The sequence below is a fragment of the Corynebacterium guaraldiae genome, assembly GCF_053480195.1.
The window spans coordinates 155,373-176,648 of record NZ_JBRBAU010000003.1; the positions used below are offsets into that span (position 1 = coordinate 155,373).

Annotated in this window: 19 protein-coding genes; 17 read left to right on the forward strand and 2 right to left on the reverse strand. The window is 61.4% G+C overall.

All coding sequences use genetic code 11. The annotated features are described in order from the left end of the window. The first annotated feature begins 70 nt into the window (after window positions 1-70). The 11 genes from ACUY3D_RS03700 to ACUY3D_RS03750 all read left to right on the forward strand — a co-directional run bounded on the left by ACUY3D_RS03700 (window position 71) and on the right by ACUY3D_RS03750 (window position 13,435). Window positions 71-1,333, forward strand: a complete 1,263-nt coding sequence (locus ACUY3D_RS03700) for a M18 family aminopeptidase (protein WP_448240359.1) — start codon at window positions 71-73, stop codon at window positions 1,331-1,333. Window positions 1,334-1,369: 36 nt separating this feature from the next. Beyond that, window positions 1,370-2,206 carry a tRNA (adenine-N1)-methyltransferase gene (locus ACUY3D_RS03705; protein WP_070520523.1) on the forward strand — a complete coding sequence of 279 codons (837 nt, stop codon included), beginning with the start codon at window positions 1,370-1,372 and terminating at the stop codon, window positions 2,204-2,206. Window positions 2,207-2,250: 44 nt separating this feature from the next. After that, window positions 2,251-3,825 (forward strand): proteasome ATPase, encoded by a 1,575-nt coding sequence (arc, locus tag ACUY3D_RS03710; RefSeq protein WP_070520520.1) that lies wholly within the window; start codon window positions 2,251-2,253, stop codon window positions 3,823-3,825. After that, window positions 3,822-5,366, forward strand: a complete 1,545-nt coding sequence (gene dop, locus ACUY3D_RS03715) for a depupylase/deamidase Dop (protein WP_070520517.1) — start codon at window positions 3,822-3,824, stop codon at window positions 5,364-5,366. The genes arc and dop overlap by 4 nt, the downstream gene beginning before the upstream one ends. Before the next feature lie 36 nt (window positions 5,367-5,402). Next, window positions 5,403-5,594, forward strand: coding sequence for a ubiquitin-like protein Pup (locus ACUY3D_RS03720; RefSeq protein ID WP_070520514.1), 192 nt, complete (start codon window positions 5,403-5,405; stop codon window positions 5,592-5,594). A gap of 47 nt (window positions 5,595-5,641) precedes the next feature. Beyond that, window positions 5,642-7,024, forward strand: coding sequence for a Pup--protein ligase (gene pafA, locus ACUY3D_RS03725; protein WP_070520512.1), 1,383 nt, complete (start codon window positions 5,642-5,644; stop codon window positions 7,022-7,024). Window positions 7,025-7,055: 31 nt separating this feature from the next. Further along, window positions 7,056-8,045: a helix-turn-helix transcriptional regulator gene (locus ACUY3D_RS03730; protein WP_448240360.1), complete on the forward strand. Its 990-nt coding sequence runs from the start codon at window positions 7,056-7,058 to the stop codon at window positions 8,043-8,045. Beyond that, entirely contained in the window at window positions 8,038-9,003 is a 966-nt protein-coding gene (locus tag ACUY3D_RS03735; RefSeq protein ID WP_143335217.1) for a helix-turn-helix transcriptional regulator, read from the forward strand. The genes ACUY3D_RS03730 and ACUY3D_RS03735 overlap by 8 nt, the downstream gene beginning before the upstream one ends. An 81-nt stretch (window positions 9,004-9,084) precedes the next feature. Beyond that, a complete protein-coding gene (gene tatA, locus ACUY3D_RS03740; protein WP_070520503.1) occupies window positions 9,085-9,348 on the forward strand; it encodes a Sec-independent protein translocase subunit TatA in 264 nt (87 codons plus the stop codon). A gap of 188 nt (window positions 9,349-9,536) precedes the next feature. Then, window positions 9,537-10,526: a twin-arginine translocase subunit TatC gene (gene tatC, locus ACUY3D_RS03745; RefSeq protein WP_143335216.1), complete on the forward strand. Its 990-nt coding sequence runs from the start codon at window positions 9,537-9,539 to the stop codon at window positions 10,524-10,526. A 95-nt stretch (window positions 10,527-10,621) separates the two neighbouring features. Further along, window positions 10,622-13,435, forward strand: coding sequence for a DEAD/DEAH box helicase (locus ACUY3D_RS03750; RefSeq protein ID WP_448240361.1), 2,814 nt, complete (start codon window positions 10,622-10,624; stop codon window positions 13,433-13,435). On the opposite strand, the gene ACUY3D_RS03755 is transcribed toward ACUY3D_RS03750, so the two are convergent. Next, on the reverse strand, window positions 13,432-14,061 hold the full coding sequence (locus ACUY3D_RS03755) for a trypsin-like serine protease (RefSeq protein ID WP_448240362.1): 630 nt from the start codon (window positions 14,059-14,061) through the stop codon (window positions 13,432-13,434). The genes ACUY3D_RS03750 and ACUY3D_RS03755 overlap by 4 nt on opposite strands. A 45-nt stretch (window positions 14,062-14,106) precedes the next feature. On the opposite strand from ACUY3D_RS03755, the gene ACUY3D_RS03760 reads away from it, so the two are divergent. Both ACUY3D_RS03760 and ACUY3D_RS03765 read left to right on the forward strand, forming a co-directional pair. Next, a complete protein-coding gene (locus ACUY3D_RS03760) occupies window positions 14,107-15,231 on the forward strand; it encodes a M24 family metallopeptidase (protein WP_448240363.1) in 1,125 nt (374 codons plus the stop codon). Further along, window positions 15,231-15,977: an SDR family oxidoreductase gene (locus tag ACUY3D_RS03765; protein ID WP_070520492.1), complete on the forward strand. Its 747-nt coding sequence runs from the start codon at window positions 15,231-15,233 to the stop codon at window positions 15,975-15,977. Before ACUY3D_RS03760 ends, ACUY3D_RS03765 begins: the two co-directional genes overlap by 1 nt. Here the strand turns inward: ACUY3D_RS03765 and ACUY3D_RS03770 are convergent. Beyond that, window positions 15,974-16,813 (reverse strand): ferredoxin-like domain-containing protein, encoded by an 840-nt coding sequence (locus ACUY3D_RS03770; RefSeq protein WP_070520490.1) that lies wholly within the window; start codon window positions 16,811-16,813, stop codon window positions 15,974-15,976. The two genes, ACUY3D_RS03765 and ACUY3D_RS03770, sit on opposite strands and share 4 nt — an antisense overlap. A gap of 70 nt (window positions 16,814-16,883) precedes the next feature. On the opposite strand from ACUY3D_RS03770, the gene ACUY3D_RS03775 reads away from it, so the two are divergent. From ACUY3D_RS03775 to ACUY3D_RS03790, 4 genes are all read left to right on the forward strand, one after another. Beyond that, complete coding sequence (locus ACUY3D_RS03775; protein ID WP_448240364.1) at window positions 16,884-17,456, forward strand: FxsA family protein; 573 nt, start codon at window positions 16,884-16,886, stop codon at window positions 17,454-17,456. Beyond that, window positions 17,456-18,943 carry an apolipoprotein N-acyltransferase gene (lnt, locus tag ACUY3D_RS03780; protein ID WP_448240365.1) on the forward strand — a complete coding sequence of 496 codons (1,488 nt, stop codon included), beginning with the start codon at window positions 17,456-17,458 and terminating at the stop codon, window positions 18,941-18,943. The genes ACUY3D_RS03775 and lnt overlap by 1 nt, the downstream gene beginning before the upstream one ends. 28 nt (window positions 18,944-18,971) lie before the next feature. After that, window positions 18,972-19,847 carry a polyprenol monophosphomannose synthase gene (locus ACUY3D_RS03785; protein ID WP_448240366.1) on the forward strand — a complete coding sequence of 292 codons (876 nt, stop codon included), beginning with the start codon at window positions 18,972-18,974 and terminating at the stop codon, window positions 19,845-19,847. A gap of 219 nt (window positions 19,848-20,066) precedes the next feature. Further along, entirely contained in the window at window positions 20,067-21,197 is a 1,131-nt protein-coding gene (locus ACUY3D_RS03790) for an ABC transporter ATP-binding protein (RefSeq protein WP_070520478.1), read from the forward strand. Window positions 21,198-21,276: the final 79 nt, after the last annotated feature.

Genomic DNA, 21,276 nt, shown 5'->3' on the forward strand with positions numbered 1-21,276 from the left:
CCTCAGCCTAGCGCATAGCCCACCGCGAACCTTCCCGCATCTCCCGACCGTCCGTGGCAAGCTAGATGGCATGAGCACTACGCAAAATTTTCTTGATTTCATCGCAGCCAGCCCCTCGTCCTATCACGCAGCTGAAGAGGTGGCGCGCACGCTCGTCGCCGCCGGTTTTAGCCGCCAAGATGAGTCTGCCGAATGGTCAGCTGCACCAGGCGGTCATGTCATGGTGCGCGGCGGAGCGGTCATGGCATGGTACGTCCCCGAAGGCGCCGGCCCGGATTCCGGCTTCCGCATTATCGGCTCTCACACCGATTCGCCCGGCCTGGCTCTCAAGCCCACCCCGGACTTCGATTCCGCAGGGTGGCAGCAGGTAGCCGTCGAGGTCTATGGCGGGGTGCTTCTCCACAGCTGGTTCGACCGCGAGCTCACCGTCGGCGGCCAGGTCATCACGAAGGATGGCAGCCGCCACTTGGTCAATACCGGCCCCTTGCTGCGCTTGCCTTCCTTGGCGATCCACCTCTACCGCAAAGATGAGTTCAAGCCGGATCGCCAGCGCCACATGCAGCCGGTGCTCTCCGTGGGTACTCCGGAGACGTCGGTGATGGGGGTCGTCGGCAAGCAGCTTGGCGTAGACCCAGAGGATATCGCTTCCTTCAACCTGATTACCGCGGATGCCCAGCGCGGTGAGGTCTTTGGCGCCGGCGAAAAGCTCATCGCTGCCGGGCGCATGGACAACCTTTCTTCCGTTCATGCTTCGCTGCGTGCCCTGCTCGCTGCTGCAAAGAACGCCGACTCCATCGAGCACAAGGACGTCCTCGTCATGGCGGCCTTTGATCACGAAGAGGTGGGCTCCTCTTCGCGCTACGGCGCAGGTGGCCCGATCCTGGGGGATATCCTGACCCGCACCGCCCGTGCCCTCGGCGCGAACGAGGAGCAGCGTTTCCAGATGTTTGCGCGCTCCAGTTGTGTCTCGGCCGACGCCGCGCACTCCGTGCACCCCAACTACGCCGAAAAGCACGATCCCACGCATCATCCGATCATCGGCCAAGGCCCGGTGACCAAGATTAACGGCAACCAGCGCTATGCTTCCGACGCTAATACCGTGGCCCTGTGGGAATCTGCCTGCCGCCGTGCGGGTGTTCCGGTCCAGCGCTTCGTGGGAAATAACGATGTCCCGTGTGGCTCCACCATCGGGCCGATTTCTGCCACCCGTCTGGGCATCCCCACCGTTGATGTGGGAGTGCCGATGCTCTCGATGCACTCGATCCGTGAGCTGGTAGGCGAGCGCGACCAACTATGGCTTGGTGACGCCCTTGAGGCATACTTGGTTGGTTAATCCTTGCCCCTAACTTTGTGAAAGGTTTTTCACGCTATGGCTTATTCTGGCCCCTTCCGCTACGGCGACCGCGTGCAGCTCACGGATGCCAAGCGGCGTCATTACACCATCGTCCTCGAGGAGGGAGGCCAGTTCCATTCGCACAAGGGCATCATCAACCACGATGACATCGTCGGCATGGATGAGGGCTCCGTCATCGATTCGACGCTGGGCAGCTCCTTCCTCTTGTTCCGCCACCTCATGGTGGATCACGTCTTGTCGATGCCGCGCGGCGCCGCGGTGATTTACCCCAAGGACTCCGCGCAGATCCTGGTCGAGGGCGATATCTTCATGGGTGCGCGCGTGCTGGAAGCCGGCGCCGGTTCCGGAGCACTCTCAATGACCCTCTTGCGCGCCGTGGGGCCAGAAGGCCACGTTTTCTCCTATGAGGTGCGCGATGATCACTTGGAATACGCCGTGAACAACGTCGCCGAATACTTCGGTGAGCAGCCCGAGTGGTGGAGCCCGCGGCTTGGCGATTTGGCCGATGTGACCGTCGAGGAGCTCGGCGGCCCCGTGGATCGCGTCATCTTGGACATGCTCGAACCCTGGGAGCACCTCGAGAAGGTGCGCGATATCCTCATCCCGGGCGGCGTCTTCATGACTTATGTGGCCACCGTGCCGCAGCTGATGAAGGTGATGGAGGGAATCCGCGAGCTGAAGTGCTTTACGGAGCCGCGCGCCTGGGAGTCCCTCGTGCGTGAATGGAAGGTGGAGGGCTTGGCCACCCGCCCGGAGCACCGCATGAACGCGCACACCGCGTTCCTGATCTGGACGCGTCGGCTTGCCGACGGCGTCACCCCGCCCCGCCCGCAGCGCCGCGCCCGAAAATAAGCCCCGAGGCTTAACGTGGCGCACCGCGCGCTAGGGTGGATTCTATGAACGATGCCACTCATTCCCAGGAACTTGGCCAGCACCGCCGCCAGATAGAGCAACTGGCTGAGCGCAATGCCAAGCTTGCTGCCCTGTTGAAGGATGCGCGCACGAAGCTTCAGCAGATGCTCGCGGAGGTGGACGCTCTTGCAGAGCCTGCCTCCACGTACGGCGTCTTTCTTGGCTATTCCGGGCGCGCACACGATTCGCGCCGCGATGCTGAGGTATACACCAATGGCCGCGCCATGCGGGTGAAGATTTCTCCGAACCTGGAGCCAGGCTCGTTAGAAGTCGGGCAGCAGGTCCGCTTGGGCGAAGGATTCGTGGTGGTGGAGGGCTGTGCCCCGGTGAATACCGGCGCGCTGGCGACGCTCCAGGAGCGCCTAGGCACCGACCGCGCGGTGGTTATCAATTCCGCGGGCGAAGAGCAGGTGGTGCTGCTCGGCACGATGCTGCGCGATACCGTCCGTGCCGGCGATACCCTCCTGGTCGAGCCGAAATCAGGCGTGGCCACCGAGCGCGTGCACAAGACTGAAGTAGCGCAGCTCACGCTGGAGGAAGTCCCGGACGTATCCTACGAGGACATCGGTGGTTTGGACGAGCAGATTTCGCTCATCCGCGATTCGGTCGAGTTGCCTTTCCTCCACCCAGAGCTCTACCGCCAATACGATCTCCAGCCGCCGAAGGGCGTGCTGCTCTATGGCCCACCTGGCTGTGGCAAGACGCTCATCGCCAAGGCGGTCGCGCATTCTCTGTCGGCGTCCCTGGGCGCTACTGCCCCCAGCTACTTCCTCAACGTGAAGGGCCCAGAACTGCTCAACAAGTTCGTGGGTGAGACTGAGCGCCGTATCCGCCTCATCTTTGAACGCGCCCGCGAGCTTGCCTCCGAGCCCACTGCTGATGGTAGCCAGCGGCCGGTCATCATCTTCTTCGATGAGATGGAATCCATCTTCCGCACGCGCGGCTCCGGTGTGTCCTCCGATATGGAAACCACCGTCGTCCCGCAGCTGCTGACGGAATTGGATGGCGTCGAGAAGCTCAGCAATGTCATCGTCATCGGTGCCACCAACCGCGAGGAGCTCATCGACCCCGCCATCATGCGCCCGGGGCGCCTCGACATCAAGATCCGCGTCAACCGGCCCACCAAGCAGGGCGCGCGGGAAATCTTTGCGCGCCACTTCCCGGAATCAGTCCCGCACGAGGGCGAGCTTTCCCAGCTCATCGATACCGCAGTGGAGGATCTCTACGCGGAGCGCCCCTTCGTCACGCTGCACTTCTCCAACGCGGATCCTCGCGTGCTGCACTACCGGGACTTCGTCTCCGGCGCGATGATCGCCAACATCGTCTCCCGCGCAAAGAAGTTGGCTATCAAGGAGGCTTTGGACGAAACCAACGCTGCGGAGGGTAAACAACCCGCAGGCATCACCGCCGCGCACCTGCACCAGGCCATTGCTGCCGAGCAGGCTGAATCGGAATACGTACCGACATCCGCCAACCCGGAGGAGTGGGCCAAGATCGTCGCCGGGACCTCCGCCGGCGCGCATGTCACCGGGGTCGAATTGATGGGAGTAAAACCTTGAGCCGTGTCCTAGGAACCGAAACCGAGTACGGAATCTCCACGCCGTCGAACCCGGCGTTGTCACCAATCGTGACGTCCACGCACGCGGTAGTGGCCTATGCCGCCCTGCATACCGGTGCGCGCTCCCGCTGGGACTTTCGGGAGGAGCACCCGCTGCGCGATAGCCGCGGCTTCGATCTCAAGCGCTACCACACCGTGCCCGTGGTGGACCCAAACGCGCTGGGCGTGGCCAACGTGGTCACGGCCAACGGAGCCCGCTTCTACGTCGATCACGCCCACCCTGAGTATTCCTCTCCGGAGTGCACCAATGCCTGGGATGCGATGCTTTATGACGCCGCCGGCGACCTCATCCTGCGCCGCGCTGCAGATGCCGTAGCATCTCTGACTGCCCAGGGCACGTCAGTACTGGCCACGCACGATCCCTGCCCGCCGCTGAAGTTTTACAAGAACAACGTGGACGGCAAGGGAGCTTCCTATGGCAGCCACGAAAACTACCAGTACTCCCGGGAGACTGATTTCGACGACATCGCCCAAGGTCTGATCCCGTTCTTCGTCACCCGTCAAGTGGTCACCGGTGCTGGCCGCATGGGCCTGGGCGCTGATGGTGAGGAACCAGGCTTCCAGATCTCGCAGCGCGCGGACTATATCGAGCAGGAGATTTCCCTGGAGACCACGCTCAACCGCGGCATCATTAACACCCGTGATGAACCGCATGCGGTGGCAGAGGACTTTGGCCGCCTGCACGTCATCATCGGTGATGCCACGATGGCCCATACCTCGACGCTGCTCAAGCTGGGTATGACGTCACTGGTGTTGGACGCCATTGAGGAGGGCGTTGACTTTAGTGACCTGCGCCTGAAGGACCCCGTGGCAGAGGTCCAGCGAGTTAGCCGCGACCTCACCCTGACTCATCAGCTGGAGCTTCACGACGGCCGCCGCCTCACCGCCCTCGAGATCCTCGCCGTCTACCGGGAGCGGGTCACTGCGACCTCAGAGTCAGATGAGAAGGTTCTTGCCGCCTGGGACGAGGTCGTGTCGCTCTTGGCGGACAACCCGTTGAAGGCGGCCCATCTGCTGGATTGGGTAGCCAAGTACCGCTTGATTAAGGGATACCTCGACCGTGGCGTGGCTGCAGATGACCCGAAGCTGGCGCTCATCGATCTGCAGTACACCGATATTGACCCGGCCAAGTCCCTCTACCACGCGCTCGTGCGCAAGGGCCAGATGCGCACCTTGGTCAGTGAGGAGGAGATTGCTGCGGCCGGCGACACCCCGCCCACGGATACCCGCGCTTATCTGCGCGGACACGCCACCCGCATGTTCGGCGAAGACGTCCTGGCCGCATCGTGGCAGTCACTAACCTTCCGAATTGGTGAAGCCGAGGGCGCCAACTCGGGAGCCGCCTGCGTGGCGCTCGATGACACCACGCGGCTCGGACAGGACGAAGTGGGAACCTTGCTGGAATCTGCAGACAGCGCCGCCGATTTCGTCGACGGTTTGCGCCAGCTCGGGGTGCGAATCGAGTACCCTACACTGTATTAGCGCAGCAAACCTCCACTCGCGAAAGGAGCTCTGACAATGAGCGGACAGCAGTCTCAGATCAATGCCGGCGGCGGCAACGGTGAGGGAGGAGACTCACAAGAGTTCGACGCTGGACAAGTCAGCATCAACAGCGCCGGAACCGATGATCTCCTCGATGAGATCGATGGGCTCCTGGAATCCAATGCCGAGGAGTTCGTGCGCTCCTACGTCCAAAAGGGCGGCGAATAAAGGTGGAACAGCGCTCCGGTAGCGCCCCTGTCTACGCACGGCGGATCATGGGCATCGAAACCGAGTACGGAATCACGGCGAGTGCTTCCCATGGCCAGCGAGTCATGTCCCCGGATGAGATAGCTCGCGTGCTTTTCCGGCCCATCGTGTCGAAGTACTCCTCCTCGAACATCTTTAGCCCCAACGCCTCGCGCCTCTACCTCGATGTCGGCTCCCACCCGGAGGTCGCCACCGCTGAATGCGATAGCCTGAGCCAGCTCATCGCGTACGAGCGCGCTGGCGATGCCATGGTCAACCGCATGGCCGTACAGGCGGAGGAAGCCTTGGCTGCGGAGGGGGAGAAGCGCGCCGTCTACTTGTTCAAGAATAACGTCGATTCTGCGGGCAATTCCTACGGCTGCCACGAGAACTACCTCATTGGCCGCCACGTGGTGCTCAAAGACCTCGGCAAGGCCCTCCTGCCGTTCATGATCACCCGCCAGCTCATTTGCGGCGCCGGGATGATTAAACCTGCCAAGGGCGACGAGCCTGCGCGTTTCGTGCTTTCACAGCGCGCCGACCAAGTGTGGGAGGGCGTGTCTTCTGCGACGACTCGCTCACGCCCCATCATCAACACCCGCGATGAACCGCATGGTGATTCGAAGCGTTTCCGCCGCATGCACGTTATCGTCGGCGACTCCAACATGGCGGAGCCCACGATGGCGCTCAAAGTAGGCTCCACGCTGCTCATGCTGGAGATGCTAGAGGCTGGCTTTGAGGTACCGGAGCTTTCGGTGCTTGATCCAATTCAGCACATCCGCACCATCGCGCTCGATTCCACCGGCCGCACCGAGCTTCCGCTCGAGGGAGGCGGCAACACCACCGCGCTCGCAATCCAGCAAGAACTGTGTGCCGCCGCAGAGCGTTGGCTGGAGCACCGCGAGGACACCGGGACACCAACGGCTGAGCTCGCACGCGTCGTCGATCTCTGGAAGCGCACCCTCCAGGCCATTGACACACAAGACTTTTCCGCGGTCGACCGCGAGATCGATTGGGTGATTAAGCGCGGCCTGCTGAACCGCTACCGCGAGCGCCTGGGCGGAGATTGGGCGCACCCCAAGCTGGCCCAGATTGACCTGACCTACCACGACATTCGCCCTGGGCGCGGTCTCTACAGCGTGCTGGAGCAGCGCGGCATGGTGGAACAGTGGATCGATGATGCAGCAATCAATGCCGCCGTCGATACCGCACCGCAGACCACCCGTGCCAAGCTGCGCGGCGAGTTCCTCGCCGTTGCCCGCGAGCTCAATGCCGCTGTGACGGTGGATTGGACGCGGATGAAAGTCAACCGCCCAGAACCCATGACCGAAGAGTTCTCCGACCCCTTCGTATCCGAGGACCCGCGCTTAGACGGGTTGTTAGACTACATGCGTTCGCACCAAGGTGCTTAAGGCCCCGAACCTCAACAAGGAACCTGCCATCATGCCGTCAGCAGATCGCACTGCGGCTCGGACACCAGTCCGAGATCGAGCCATCGAAAGGCTCACCAACCTCACCTTTGCCCTCCACGGCGCAGCGCACCAAGGCGGCGTTCCCGACCGCAGCGCTGCCTGGATTCGCACCAACGTCGAGGGTTATCAATCCCGCAGCGACGAGGCCTTTCAGAAGCAGCTTTCCCGCGACATTGTGACGCTGCAACGCGCCGGAGTGCCGGTGGTGCACAGCAGTGGTGTGGAAGGCTCGCTGTATCGCCTTGATCCTGAGAGCTACCAGCTGCCTCCCGTGGACTTCACACCCGAGGAAGCCATGGTGTTGGGCGTTGCCGGCGGGATTGGCACCCCGGGCGGTTTGAGTGATTTCAGCTTGTCCGCGTGGACAAAGCTAGCGGCCTCGGGAGCCTCCCGCGACCTGCGCGGCGCGCCGGTATATACCGCGGTCAACGACATGACCAGGCTGAGCCCAGAGCTCGTCACCGGGGTGATTACCGCCGTGCGTGCGGGGCTGCGCATCTCCTTTGATTACTTTGCCACGCCCTCAGCCGAGCCGGTTCGCCGCCACATGGACCCGTGGGGGCTGGTCAATCACCGTGATCGCGTCTACCTCGTCGGGTGGGATGTGGACCGGGAGGCACCCCGGACCTTCCGCGCCACCCGCGTGGACAACGTCAGGCGCTCGCGCGCTGCGGCCACCCACCTCGAGCCCACCGCGCCGCTGCAAGATCTCGTCGTGGAAGCGCTTGACCGGGGAGACACCGTCGATGCCCTCCTTGAGGTACCAGATGGCCAGGCCGCGGAGCTTGTCGATGCCGGACGCAGACGCGCGGATGGCCTCCTTGCGCTGACGGGCGTGCGCCGCGATTGGCTAGTGCGCACCGCCGCGGGATATGCACCAGATGTCGTGGTGATTGAACCGACAGAAGTTCGTTCAGACATCGTCGCGCTCTTGAGTGGGGAGGAATCACACCATGGCTGATCAGCCACGCAAACTGCAGTCTCTTGTTCGCTCCCTCAACCTCATCCCATACCTGCGCAACCACCCAGGGTTGACCCCGATGGAGGCGGCCGAGGATTTGGGAATGACCCCCGCTGAGCTTAAGGATGCCGTCGATAGGCTCTTCTGCTCCGGGGTGGGCCGCAATACTGAAGACCTCATTGACTTAAGCTTCAGCTACCGCGACGGCATCGAGATCTACAACGACCAAGGCTTAACCCAGGCCCTGCGTCTGACCCCAACGGAGGCCGGCGCATTGTTGCTGACGCTCGAGTCTCTTGAGGCAATGCCGGGGCTTGTCGACGTCTCCGCGGTCCACTCTGCCGCCGCGAAACTGCGCGCGATTATGGATGAAAAGACCGCCGCCATCTACGATTCCCTGGCCACAACGGATCCGGAGGAATCTCAGGTGCAAGCGGCGTTGGCGGGGGCCGTCGACAAGCGGCGGCAGGTCCGTTTCACCTATTGGAGCATGTCCTCCAACCGCACCAGCGAGCGCACCGTGCACCCGGCACGAATCTTCATCGTGGATGGCGAACCCTATTTGGTGGCCTGGGATGATTCGGTGGGGGAGCACCGCACGTTCCGCTTGGACCGCATGAGTGATGTTGAGGTACTCGACGCCAGTGCCACCCCGCACGTGCGCAAGCTGGATTTCAACCCCGATTCCCCCTTTGGTCTAGATCACACTCTCGTTGCACAGCTGGAGATTAACCAAGAATTCACCTGGCTGGCAGAGCACTACGACATCACCCTCGGAGAAACACTGGAAAATGGCCTCATAGCTGCAACAATGCCCGTCGGCTCTGAAGCATGGTTTAGCCGCTTCGCCCTCGGCCAAGCCGACCGAATGCGGGTCGTGGGGCCGCAAAAGCTTGTCGACGCCATTTCGGAGCATAGAAATCGGGCGCTGGAGCGTTATACTCAACTGCCAGACTAAGAGCTCTCCTGCGTGCGTCCCGTACAGCGCTGCTGCATGGAACCGTACGCTTCATCAACCTAGAAAGAAGGGGCACCCTCAATGACCGTGGGACCTTTGGAAATCGGCCTTGTCGTTCTCGTCATCGTGCTGTTGTTCGGCGCCAAGAAGCTGCCGGAGCTAGCTCGTTCGATGGGCCGCTCCATGCGCATTTTTAAGTCCGAAGTCAAGGAGATGAAGGAGGAGAACAACACTCCCGAGCAGCAGGCCCAAATTGCTGCATCGAAGAAGAACGATGAGGACTTCTGGAACAGCCCGGAAATGCAGCCGCGCGCATCCAAGCCGGTTGACGGAAATCAGAACTAATCATCTTTCTCGGTAGGCACACCACGCTCAAGGGACTTGGAACTCCAAGGGCGTGTGTGCCGCTGTGGGCTTTCTAGGGAGGCATTGCATTGAGTACCGCGAGTACACCGCCGAATCCCGCGTCTAGCGCACGCAAGCAAAAGTGGACCTCAAAGCTGCGCCGCAAGCCCAAGAATCCTACGGGGGAGATGACCCTAGTCCAACATCTCCAAGAACTGCGTCGGCGCATCGTGATTTCCTTGCTTGCTCTCGTGGTAGGCACCATCATCGGATTCATTTGGTATCAAAACGCTCCGTTTAATATGGCGCCGCTGGGCGAGATCTTGCGTGGGCCCTATTGTTCGCTGCCTGAGGAAAAGCGCATCTCTTTCACCGCGGATGGCGAATGCCGCTTGCTCGCCACCAGCCCCTTCGAAATGCTGCTGCTGCGCCTCAAAGTGGGCGCGTTGGCTGGCGCAGTAATGTCCTCACCGGTGTGGCTCTATCAAATATGGGCATTCATTGTGCCCGGTCTGCATAAGAACGAGCGCCGTTTCACCTTCTTTTTTGTCTCCACGGCGGTAGTTCTCTTCGTGCTTGGCGCGCTTCTTGCCTACTTCATCCTTTCCGTGGGTTTGGAGTTCCTCATGGGGATGGGCTCCGAGTACCAGACCGCGGCACTAACCGGTGAGCGCTATTTCTACTTCCTGCTGACGTTGCTCCTCATCTTCGGCGTGAGCTTTGAGATCCCACTACTCGTGGTATGTCTCAATGTGATAGGTATCTTGGAATACGATGACGTCAAGGACAAGCGCCGCATCATCATTGTCGCCATCATGATCTTCGCTGCGGTGGTTACACCCGGCCAAGAACCTTTTTCGATGTTGGTCTTGGCCGGTGCCCTCGTACTCCTCGTGGAATTGGCCTTCCAGTTCTGTCGAATCAACGACAAGCGCCAGAAGCGTCAGCGCCCAGACTGGATGGATCTGGATGATGAAACAGCCTCGTCCTTGGACGAAGGTCCGGGTGCCATTGGCGCACCGACTCCGGTGTCCGCATCCATGAGCGTTTCTGCGTCTTCGCGGCCGGTATCTTCCAGGCCTGTTCCCCCGGCCTCAACGGGTGAAGCTCCGGCACCGCAGCCTCAACAGAGGAATACTCAGCCCCCGCAGAGCGGCTTTTTCGACGACGTTCTGTAAACTGGTCAGCCTTTTAGGGAACTTGTTCAAACGTTTCCTTGGCGCTGGGGACCGGCGCGCTAGTTCGCGGTGCCTGACAGGTACCCTGGGGACTTATGACACTGACGCATCTGGACGAGTTCACTCAAGCACTGCCGTACTCACTGGATGATTTCCAGATTGAAGGATGCCAAGCAGTTGAAGCGGGCCACGGAGTCTTGGTCTGTGCTCCCACCGGCGCGGGCAAAACGGTCGTTGGTGAGTTCGCCGTGTCCCTGGCGCTGCGCCAGGGGACCCGCTGTTTCTACACCACCCCTATCAAAGCGCTGAGTAACCAGAAGTACCACGACCTGGTTGAGGCACACGGCGAGGATGCCGTGGGGCTGCTGACGGGTGATGTCTCCATCAATTCTTCCGCGGACATCCTCGTGATGACCACCGAGGTCCTGCGCAACATGATTTATGCGGGCTCAGGCGCATTGGACCGCTTGACCCACGTGGTGATGGATGAGATCCACTTCCTGGCGGATGCCTCGCGCGGCGCGGTATGGGAAGAGGTCATCCTCAACCTCGAGGAACATGTCTCCATCATCGGTTTGTCGGCAACGGTGTCCAATTCCGAGGAGTTCGGCCGGTGGCTAACCACCGTGCGCGGAGATACCAAGGTCATCGTCACCGACAAGCGCCCCGTACCGCTGGACCAGTGGATGATGGTGGGGCGCAAGATCTACCCACTTTTCGAGCCTGATTCAGGCGGCCAGGTCAATACTGAGTTGGCGCGGCGTATCCAGCGCCTAGAAGCAGGAGACAGCGATAACGGTCGCGCAGACTATGCACAAAACCGTGCGAGCTTCCGTGCACGTGCCCGACATAAAGGCGGAGGACGCAACGACCGAAACAAGGATCGGCGCAGCGGTGCACCCCGTGCGCAGGACCGCTACCGACCGCTGGGCCGTCCAGAGGTACTCAAAGAACTGCAGGCAATGGAGATGCTGCCGGCGATTACCTTCATCTTTTCCCGAGCGGGCTGCGATGGCGCTTTGTATCAGTGCCTGCGCTCCCGCATGGTGTTGACCTCCCAAGAGGAGGCATCTGAGATTAAGGCCATCGTCGATAAGGGCGTGGAAGGCATTCCGGAAGAAGACCTCAAGGTCCTAGATTTCAAGCGCTGGCGCGAGGCGCTTTCGCGTGGCTTCGCCGCCCACCATGCGGGTATGCTGCCAGCTTTTAGGCACATCGTGGAGGAGCTCTTCGTCAAAGGCCTGGTTCGTGCGGTCTTTGCCACCGAAACCCTTGCCCTGGGCATCAATATGCCCGCGCGCACGGTGGTCCTTGAGAAGCTCGTGAAGTTTAACGGCGAGGCACACGTGGACCTGACACCGGGTCAGTACACGCAGCTCACCGGCCGCGCGGGCAGGCGTGGCATCGATACCTTGGGCAATGCCGTCGTGCAGTGGGCACCCGCCATGGATCCCACCGCGGTGGCGGGGCTCGCATCGACCCGCACTTATCCGCTCATCTCTACCTTCGAACCCGGCTACAACATGGCCATCAACCTGCTGGGCATGCTCGGCTTCGATGACTCTCTGCGTCTGCTGGAGAAGTCCTTTGCGCAGTTCCAGGCGGATGGCTCTGTCGTGGAAGAAACGCGCGAAATTGAGCGCGCTGAGCACCGGGTCCGTGAGCTTCGGGCACAGTTGGATCAGGCCGTAGATAACTTGGCTCCGCCGACAATTGATGGTGAAGACCCGGCGGAGATCCTCATGGACTATATGAGGCTGCGCCGCGCGCTGACTGAGGAAGAAAAGTCAGCGCGTGCCTCCAAGAGGGAAGAGAGGAGCAAGGAGGTCGCGGCGGTTCTTGCCCGCTTGCAGGTGGGTGAGGTCATCGCTATCGCAACGAAGAAGCGACCAACCCTGGCAGTTGTCATCACCCCGGCAAACCAGACCGCCGATCCACGCCCCTGGGTCACCACGGAGACCGGATGGTCAGGCCGCATCGATGCAGCCGGTATAGATAATCCGCCAATTGTGGTCGGCCACATGAAGCTGCCGCGAGCGGCCCAGAAGAATCCGCGTCGGCATACCAAGTATGTTCAGGATGCCTTCAAGCGCGACTACTACAAGCGGCCTAAGAAGATGCGCACTGAGCCGCGCAATCGTCCCAACAAGAAGATCTCGCAGCTGCGCGATGCCCTCCGCGAGCACCCGGTGCACAATTGGCCGGCGACCGACCGCGAGCAGCTGGCCGGTGTGGCCCAAAAGCTCGCCCGACGCGAGCGCGAGCTCCACAAGTTGGAAGCCAAGGTGGAGCGCGCCACGGATACCCTCGGCCGCACTTTCGAGCGCATCGTGGACCTGCTGGCAGAGATGGATTACGTGGAGTTTGAAGGCTATGGCGAGGACCGCGAGCCGGTCATCACGGACGAAGGCGAGCGCTTGGCCAAGATCCATTCCGAATCCGACCTACTGGTGGCACAATGCCTCAAGCGGGGTATCTGGAATGACCTTGACCCGGCAGAGCTGGCCGGCGTTGCCTCCCTGTGCGTCTTCGAAAACCGCAAGGCCACCCGCGGCGAACCAGGTGCGGCTAGCGACGAAATGGCGGACGCCATGAACGCAACGTGGCGCATCTACGCGGAGCTTGTCAGCGATGAGAAGCGCCATAATCTGCCACAGACCCGTGAACCGGAGCCTGCCTTCGCGCTAGCCATCCACCAGTGGACGGCGGGCGCACCCTTGGCCTATTGCATGGCCGCGGCTAACGAGTCCGGCGCAGAGCTGACTCCGGGTGACTTCGTCCGTTGGTGCCGCCAGGTCATCGACCTGCTCCAGCAGGTAGCCAAGACAGGCTACGAAGAAGAGATTCGCCGCAATGCCCGGCGCGCCATTGACGCGATTCAACGAGGCGTTGTCGCCATCGGCGCTTAATTTCCTTCGACCAAGTCCAGCATCGCGGTGGCTGCCGCCGCGATGGCCTTGCGGTAGGAAGCGACCAGCGCCACCGTGGCTAGCTTCAGGTTTCTCCCCAATGGGTTGAGGATGAGGGCTTGGGTTCCGATGACGGAGTCGTCGACAAGTGCTGGCCCTCCCGAGTCACCCTTGACTGCCGGAATCGTGTTGAAGACGAATCCGGCGGGGGAGACGGTGGTGAGGAAATCGACCGACCACGTGCGAAAGAAGGGCAGTAGAAACAACCCCGTTCGCTTCTGTGCGCGGCGGGACTTTCCGCCATATCCCCAGGTGCTGACTGGCGCGCGAAAATGCTGTGCGCTTTTAGCGAGCCCCGGAAGGTCCCGGGGCGGTGCTGGTTTATCAAGCAGGCACACAGCTATATCGGTCCCGTCAATCGTGCGCACGGCGGTGATCCGCCGGTTGAACCCGCCACTGACTTTGTAGTGTTCTCCATCGCCCACGCCATTGCGAAAGAAGTGCGCACAGGTCAGAACCAGCCGGGTTCGCTGCTGGGTGCGGGGGTTTAAGGATGCATCGATGAGCACACCCGAGCAATAGCTACCGCGGGTGCGTATCTTGACGGCTGCGGGATAGGAATTCACGGCGCCCAGCTTAACTGGACGAAGGCGAGCGGTAGGCTAACTGCCATGACTGATTATGCTTCCCGCTTGAGCCGCGCCCGCGCGATTGCCGCTGCCAAGAATATCGATGTGTTGCTCGTGGGTACCGGCGCAGAGTTCGCCTATCTTACGGGCTCCTGGGTCTCTTCCCATGAGCGTTTGACCTGTCTGGTCATCCGTCCCGATGCCGAACCGATCATCGTCGCACCCAGCACCGACATCGAATCGCTTCAAGGCGTTGCTGCCCAGCTGGTGGGATGGAGCGATGGGCAGGACCCTTATGCACTGGCCTTAGACGGTACGCATCCGACCACCGTGGCTGTGGGCTCTTCGCTAACTGCGGACCACGTATTGCGTTTCCAGTCCACGATTCGCCGCCACGTAGAGCCGTCTTCGCTATCTTCAACGGATGCTCCGCATGTGGAGTATGTGCTTGCTACCGAGGCGCTGGCTGAGCTCTTTAGCCGCAAGGACCCAGATGAAGTAGCGGAGCTGCGCGCTGCGGCAATGGCTATCGATGCCGTCCATGCAGAGGTGCCACGTCTCCTGCAGCCTGGCCGCACTGAGGCCGACGTAGCGGCAGATTTGCGCGAGCTCATCTTGCGCGAGCACAAAGAGGTGGACTTCATCATCGTTGGTTCCGGCCCGAATGGTGCGAACCCGCACTATGACTATGGGGAGCGCGAACTCAGCGCTGGTGATCCCGTGGTGGTGGATATCGGGGGCACGTTGCCCTCCGGCTATCACTCTGATTGCACACGCACCTACGTGGTAGGCGCGGATCCTTCTGCGGCGCCTGCTGATTTCCAGGAAGCCTATGCGGTGTTGGAAGAGGCCCAAGCTGCCGGGCGAGCTGCTGCACGGCCCGGGGCGACTGCCCAGGAGATCGACCGTGCGACACGCAGTGTGATCGAAAGCGCCGGCTGGGGTGAGTACTTCACGCACCGCACCGGACATGGCATCGGCTTGTCGACGCACGAGGAGCCCTTCATCATGGAAGGAAACGAGCTGGAGCTTGCAGAGTCCATGGCCTTCTCAATCGAACCCGGTATCTATGTACCCGGAAAGTGGGGCATGCGCCTCGAGGACATCGTGGTGACCACCGAGTCCGGCTACGAGTCTTTGAACCAAGCTCCGAGGGGGTTGCGTTAATGGGCGCGCTGTTAATTCTTGGTGGGCGCAGCGATATTGGCGGCGAGCTTGCACGCCGGTTGTGCGCAGGCCGCCCGGTAGTACTTGCCGCGCGGGGTGAGCACGGCATGGATGAGCTCACCTCAGAGCTTCTGCGCAACGGAGCAACGTCCGTTCACACGCTTTCCTTCGATGCCGCGGATGTGTCCTCCCACCGCGCAGTTATCGAGCAAGCTGCAGCGCTCGCGGGTGAGGACATCACGACGGCGGTTGTCGCCTTCGGAATCTTGGGTGACCAGGAGCAAGCTGAGCACGACGAAGCCCATGCCTTCGACATCGCTCTGGTTGATTATGCCGCGCAGGTATCTATGCTCACCGTGCTGGCCGACGTCATGAAAAGAGGCCACATCGTGGCCTTTTCCTCCATTGCGGGCTGGCGTGCACGGCGGGCCAACTATGTCTATGGCTCAACCAAGGCTGGCCTCGATGCCTTCTGCCAAGGTCTGGCGGATCGCCTGCAGGGCAGCGACCTAGCGCTGATCACCGCGCGCCCCGGTTTCGTTATCGGGTCCATGACGCAAGGGATGAAACCCGCGCCCCTGTCGGTGACACCTGACGTAGTCGCACAAGCTGTGGTCAAGGCCGTCGAATCCTCGTCGGGTTCGCGGCCGGTGTCCCGCACGCTGTGGATCCCACGGACGCTTCAGCTGTTGGCCTGGGTCATGAAGCTTGTCCCGCGCCCCATCTGGCGGCACATGCCGCGCTAGCGATGTCCGAGCGCGGGGGAATTGGCATCGAAGATGAAGCCGCGCGGAGCAAGGACTCGGAGCACGACGTCCGCATCGCCCTCCGCCAAATCGTGGATGACCAAGCCCTGCCACGGAGTAACGGTGATCGCTGCTCCCAGCTGAGCAATGAGCCCTGCGTACTCTGCGGGCAACACGCCATCTTGGAGGCCCGCGCCGAGATCGACGCGGCCGGGCGCAGTGTGTTCGGTTAACCAACCAATGGGCACATCCGATTGCGCGAGTCCGGCAGGTGTAGCCGAGGACAACCGGTCAATGGCCTCTGGATTCTCAGCGGAGACCTCGTCCACGTAGTCCACGAGCTGCGAAATCGCGTCGCATAATCCCAGCGCCGGTCCAGTTGCTGCCCCCTCACGGATGAGGCGTGCGGAGTCGGCTTCCTCGACCTGCCCTGCACTGCCGCCGGATAGTTGGAGTCCCGCCGCCACGCCGTGTGCGAGGAGATCGCCAGCACCACCATCGACGCCGAAGACCGCAGCGCGGGTGATAGCCGGGGAGGTTCCTTCCTCTTCAGATAAGGCATCAGCAACGCGCTGCGCTACCCGGCGCGCCTGAAGAGAGAGGGGAGAGGCCAAGACGTGGGCAGCGGCGGTGGGGAGGGGGACGTCGCCAAGCGCCTGCTCGTTACTCACGCCGCGCACACTGATAACACTGTGCTGCTCTAGGTACACATAGCCATCGCCATGTTCACGGGCGGCCTGGCCCAGTGCTAACCACTGCTCGGGCGTGACGACGCCGCCGGCGGGGTGGAAGCGCATGGTCTCGGATTCAGGATGCTTCGACTCAGTGAGGGACATGGTGCGCAAGTTTAATCGTTACGGGAGGGTCACCAGCGAACCGGCAGGTCCAGCAAGTATGGTGGGCTGCATGCCGTTTCTTCTGTTCATCGCGTACATCCTCCTCGAAACCCTGGCGTTTTGGGCAGTCGCCGAGTGGATCGGTGTGCTGTGGGCGCTGCTTGCTTTGGCGTTGACCATGCTGTTCGGGATGACGATTGCCAGCTGGGAAGTGCGCCGCATGATGGCCAGCCGCATCCGGCAGACCGAAGACGGCGTCTATGTGATGGAGGATCCCACCCCAGGCAAAACGGCCGGCAATGTTGGTCTGACCATGGTGGGCGGCATCCTGCTTTCGCTGCCTGGGTTCGTCTCCACTGTTTTTGGCGCTCTGCTCATCTTTGCGCCCACGCGCTCCATAATCCGCACACTTCTCGCCGCATCGATGTTCAAAAAGATTGAGGACATGGGCGTGCGCGTGTACGAGGCTTCGCCCATGGCACAGCACCGCGATTCCTATGGTTCCTTCGGCACTGTTGGTGGCAGTACAGCAGGTAGCGGGATGGATCGGTCAGGCCAATCGCACGAAGTCTTGGATGAAGAAGAAATCCGCTCGTGGACCCAACACGTTAAGCCTGAGGACTTCGAGGACGGAAACAACTAGTGCTCACGCTGTGCGCGCGGCTTGTTCTTGCCGCTCTGTCGGGCGCGGTCACGTATCTTTCGGTGGAACCACGCGGCTGGTGGGCCGCGGGGATCATTGGGATGGCCATGCTGGTGGCAGCGCTGGCGCCGTGGAGAAAGCCCCTGCATCTAGGGTGGGCAACACTCATCGCCTTTGTCCATAGCGCTGTCTTGTACCTTTTCACGCTGCCGTGGATTGGTGAGCTCGTGGGCAACATGCCTTATATTGCGCTCGCTATCTTCCTCTCGCTGTACAGCATCCTCCTCGGCGTCGGTGGGGCAGCACTGCTGCGCTTGCGCTATGGGTTCGCGCTCTTTCCCTTTTTCTACGTGGCGGTGGAAATGCTGCGCTCCTCCGTACCTTTTGGAGGCTTTGCCTGGGTGCGCCTGGCATGGGGTCAGATCGAAGGACCGTTGGCCAACCTCGCCCCGTGGGGTGGTCCCGCGCTCATTACTTGTGCGGTCGTCTGCATGGGCGCGGGTCTGGTGGGGCTTGCGCGCGCGCCACGGTTGGCCTGTGCCCTCTTAGCGGTGCCGTTGCTTGCCGGACTTGTAGCTGCGCAGGGCGTGAATCGCCCTAGCCATACCACGGGTACTGTGACGGTAGCCGCTGTCCAGGGAAACGTTCCGCGGCTTGGCCTCGATTTCGCCGCGCAGCGCCGCGCGGTGCTGGATAACCATGTCCGTGTCACCGAGCAAGCGGCACAGGATGGCGCACGGCCAGACGTCGTCATCTGGCCGGAGAACTCCTCCGATATCAATCCTTTTGCCAACGACGACGCACGGGCGCTTATCGACGCCGCCGCCCACGACATCGACGCCCCCATCCTCGTCGGCACGTTGACCCGCGATGAGGTCGGTGCGCGCAACACCATGCAGGTATTCAACCCGGATGGATCGGTAGGGGAGCATCACTACAAGAAGTACCTGCAGCCTTTCGGCGAAACGATGCCGATGCGTGACTTCTTTGCGCGGATTACCGATCTGGTGGATCTCGCAGGCGACATGAAACCCGGTGATGGGCCAGGCGTGGTGACCATGGCAGGGACTGCGGTCGGCGTTGCCACCTGCTACGAGGTGAGCTTTGACCAGGCCTTTCGAACCGCGATTAACAACGGGGCGCAGATTCTCACGACGCCAACAAATAACGCCACGTTCAGTGATTCCGATATGACCTACCAGCAGTTGGCCATGAGCCGTCTGCGCGCCATGGAAGCAGATCGTGCCGTCGTTGTGGCGGCCACGTCAGGGGTCTCCGCCATCGTGCACCCAGATGGTTCCGTGAGCCAGGACAGTGGGATCTTTGAACCGGCTTATCTCGAAGAAGAGCTTCCGCTCCGAGAGGGGCGTACATTTGCGGTGCGTTATGGTTCGCTCCTGCAGTGGCTCATGACTATTATTGGAACGGTCTGCGCGCTGTACGCGATCTATTCCACCCGCTTGTCCGGACGGCGCAGCGCGCCTTAAAGCAGAAACCAAAAGGAGCAAGGAACTAGTGAGCTCGACCCGCGAATCTACTCTGGTCATCATCCCCACCTACAACGAGATTGAGAACCTGCCGCTGATTACCGGCCGCGTGCGCAAGGCCACCCCGGAGGTTCACATCCTGATCGTGGACGATAACTCCCCGGACGGCACCGGAGAGGCCGCGGACAAGCTGGCCGCCGAGGATTCTCACCTGCACGTCCTTCACCGCGAGGGCAAGGGCGGCCTCCTCGGCGCCTACATCGCCGGCTTCGAGTGGGGCCTGGAGAAGGACTACCAGGTGCTCTGCGAGATGGACGCGGACGGCTCCCACGCCCCGGAGCAGCTGCATCTCTTGCTCGAGGAGATCGACAAGGGTGCTGACTTGGTGATCGGTTCTCGCTATGTGCCGGGTGGAGAGACTGTGAACTGGCCGGCCAACCGCGAGCTACTGTCCCGATTGGGCAACAAGTACATTTCGGTGGCGCTGGGCGCTGGCATCAACGACATGACCGCTGGATACCGCGCCTTCCGTCGCGAACTGCTAGAGCACCTCGACTTTGAGGAACTATCCAACGCCGGCTACATCTTCCAGGTAGATGTTGCCTTCCGCGCCATCAAGGATGGCTTCGATGTCCGCGAGGTTCCGATTACCTTCACCGAGCGCGAGCTGGGCGAATCCAAGCTGGACGGCTCCTTCGTCAAGGATTCCCTGCTCGAGGTGACCAAGTGGGGAGTCGCTCACCGCTCCGAGCAGGTCAGCGACTTCACCTCGGAAGTATCCAAGATCACTTCCCGCACAGTGAAGGATATGGAGCTTGGTTCCAAGGCCTCCAGGGCTAAGAATGCCGTGTCCGACTTTGTATCCGAGGTATCCAGCCTGGTTAAAGGAATGCTCAGCCGTTAAAATCCAGCCTCCTCGAGGCAATGCACGCTGACCCCCCTGAGCCTCAGATAAGGCAAATAAGCCCGAAAACCTGTCATGGTTTTCGGGCTTTTGCGGTAATAACCACCACCAGTGCTAATGTCGTAGGTGGCACTTTATCTGGTGCACAGTGACTTGCTTCACTTCATTCTCACACTACGGATCGTTCGGCACGTACCTGCCGATGGAGGAGAGTTTGCTATGGCAACCGTAACGTTCAAAGATGCGTCCCTGACCTACCCAGGCGCTAAGGAACCCACCGTCAAGAAGTTCAACCTGGAAATCGCCGATGGCGAATTCCTCGTCCTCGTCGGCCCCTCCGGCTGCGGTAAGTCCACGACGCTGCGCATGCTGGCCGGCTTGGAAAACGTCACCGACGGTGCCATCTACATCGGCGACAAAGACGTCACCCACGTTGCCCCGCGTGACCGAGATATCGCCATGGTCTTCCAGAACTATGCTCTCTACCCGCACATGACCGTGCGCGAGAACATGGGCTTCGCCCTGAAAATCGCCGGCAAGTCCCAGGACGAAATTAACAAGCGTGTCGACGAAGCCGCCGCCACCCTGGGTCTTACCGAATTCCTTGAGCGCAAGCCGAAGGCCCTGTCCGGCGGTCAGCGTCAGCGTGTTGCCATGGGCCGCGCAATCGTGCGTAACCCGCAGGTCTTCCTCATGGATGAGCCGCTGTCCAACCTCGATGCCAAGCTGCGCGTGCAGACCCGTACCCAGATCGCAGCCCTGCAGCGCAAGCTTGGGGTTACCACCGTCTACGTCACCCACGACCAGACTGAGGCCTTGACCATGGGTGACCGCATCGCTGTACTGAAGGACGGTTACCTTCAGCAGGTTGGCGCACCCCGCGAGCTCTACGACCGCCCCGCCAACGTCTTCGTCGCCGGCTTCATCGGCTCCCCGGCAATGAACCTGGGCACCTTCTCTGTCAAGGACGGTAACGCAACCTCCGGCCATGCTCGTATCAAGCTTTCCCCGGAAACCGTCGCTGCGATGACGCCGGAGGATAACGGTCGCATCACCATCGGCTTCCGCCCAGAGGCCCTCGAAATCATCCCCGAGGGCGAGTCCACCGATCTCTCCATCCCGATCAAGCTTGACTTCGTGGAAGAGCTTGGTTCCGACTCCTTCCTCTACGGAAAACTGGTGGGCGAAGGTGATCTCGGCTCCTCGAGCGAAGACGTTCCCGAGTCGGGCCAGATCGTCGTTCGTGCAGCCCCGAACACTGCGCCTGCCCCGGGCAGCATTTTCCACGCACGCATCGTGGAAGGCGGCCAGCACAACTTCTCGGCGTCGACTGGCAAGCGCCTCCCTTAAGCCCATATGCCGGCTGACCCGCGGAACATGTCGCGAACGTCAGCACGGCTGTGGCAAAGCTCTAGGCCAAAATCAGCAA

Bases quoted from the DNA above. Each gene is read 5' to 3' on its own strand.
- ACUY3D_RS03700 (WP_448240359.1), top strand. From the start codon at position 71: ATGAGCACTACGCAAAATTTTCTTGATTTCATCGCAGCCAGCCCCTCG.
- ACUY3D_RS03705 (WP_070520523.1), top strand. From the start codon at position 1,370: ATGGCTTATTCTGGCCCCTTCCGCTACGGCGACCGCGTGCAGCTCACG.
- arc (WP_070520520.1), top strand. From the start codon at position 2,251: ATGAACGATGCCACTCATTCCCAGGAACTTGGCCAGCACCGCCGCCAG.
- ACUY3D_RS03720 (WP_070520514.1), top strand. From the start codon at position 5,403: ATGAGCGGACAGCAGTCTCAGATCAATGCCGGCGGCGGCAACGGTGAG.
- pafA (WP_070520512.1), top strand. From the start codon at position 5,642: ATGGGCATCGAAACCGAGTACGGAATCACGGCGAGTGCTTCCCATGGC.
- ACUY3D_RS03730 (WP_448240360.1), top strand. From the start codon at position 7,056: ATGCCGTCAGCAGATCGCACTGCGGCTCGGACACCAGTCCGAGATCGA.
- ACUY3D_RS03735 (WP_143335217.1), top strand. From the start codon at position 8,038: ATGGCTGATCAGCCACGCAAACTGCAGTCTCTTGTTCGCTCCCTCAAC.
- tatA (WP_070520503.1), top strand. From the start codon at position 9,085: ATGACCGTGGGACCTTTGGAAATCGGCCTTGTCGTTCTCGTCATCGTG.
- tatC (WP_143335216.1), top strand. From the start codon at position 9,537: ATGACCCTAGTCCAACATCTCCAAGAACTGCGTCGGCGCATCGTGATT.
- ACUY3D_RS03750 (WP_448240361.1), top strand. From the start codon at position 10,622: ATGACACTGACGCATCTGGACGAGTTCACTCAAGCACTGCCGTACTCA.
- ACUY3D_RS03760 (WP_448240363.1), top strand. From the start codon at position 14,107: ATGACTGATTATGCTTCCCGCTTGAGCCGCGCCCGCGCGATTGCCGCT.
- ACUY3D_RS03765 (WP_070520492.1), top strand. From the start codon at position 15,231: ATGGGCGCGCTGTTAATTCTTGGTGGGCGCAGCGATATTGGCGGCGAG.
- ACUY3D_RS03770 (WP_070520490.1), bottom strand. From the start codon at position 16,813: ATGTCCCTCACTGAGTCGAAGCATCCTGAATCCGAGACCATGCGCTTC.
- ACUY3D_RS03775 (WP_448240364.1), top strand. From the start codon at position 16,884: ATGCCGTTTCTTCTGTTCATCGCGTACATCCTCCTCGAAACCCTGGCG.
- ACUY3D_RS03790 (WP_070520478.1), top strand. From the start codon at position 20,067: ATGGCAACCGTAACGTTCAAAGATGCGTCCCTGACCTACCCAGGCGCT.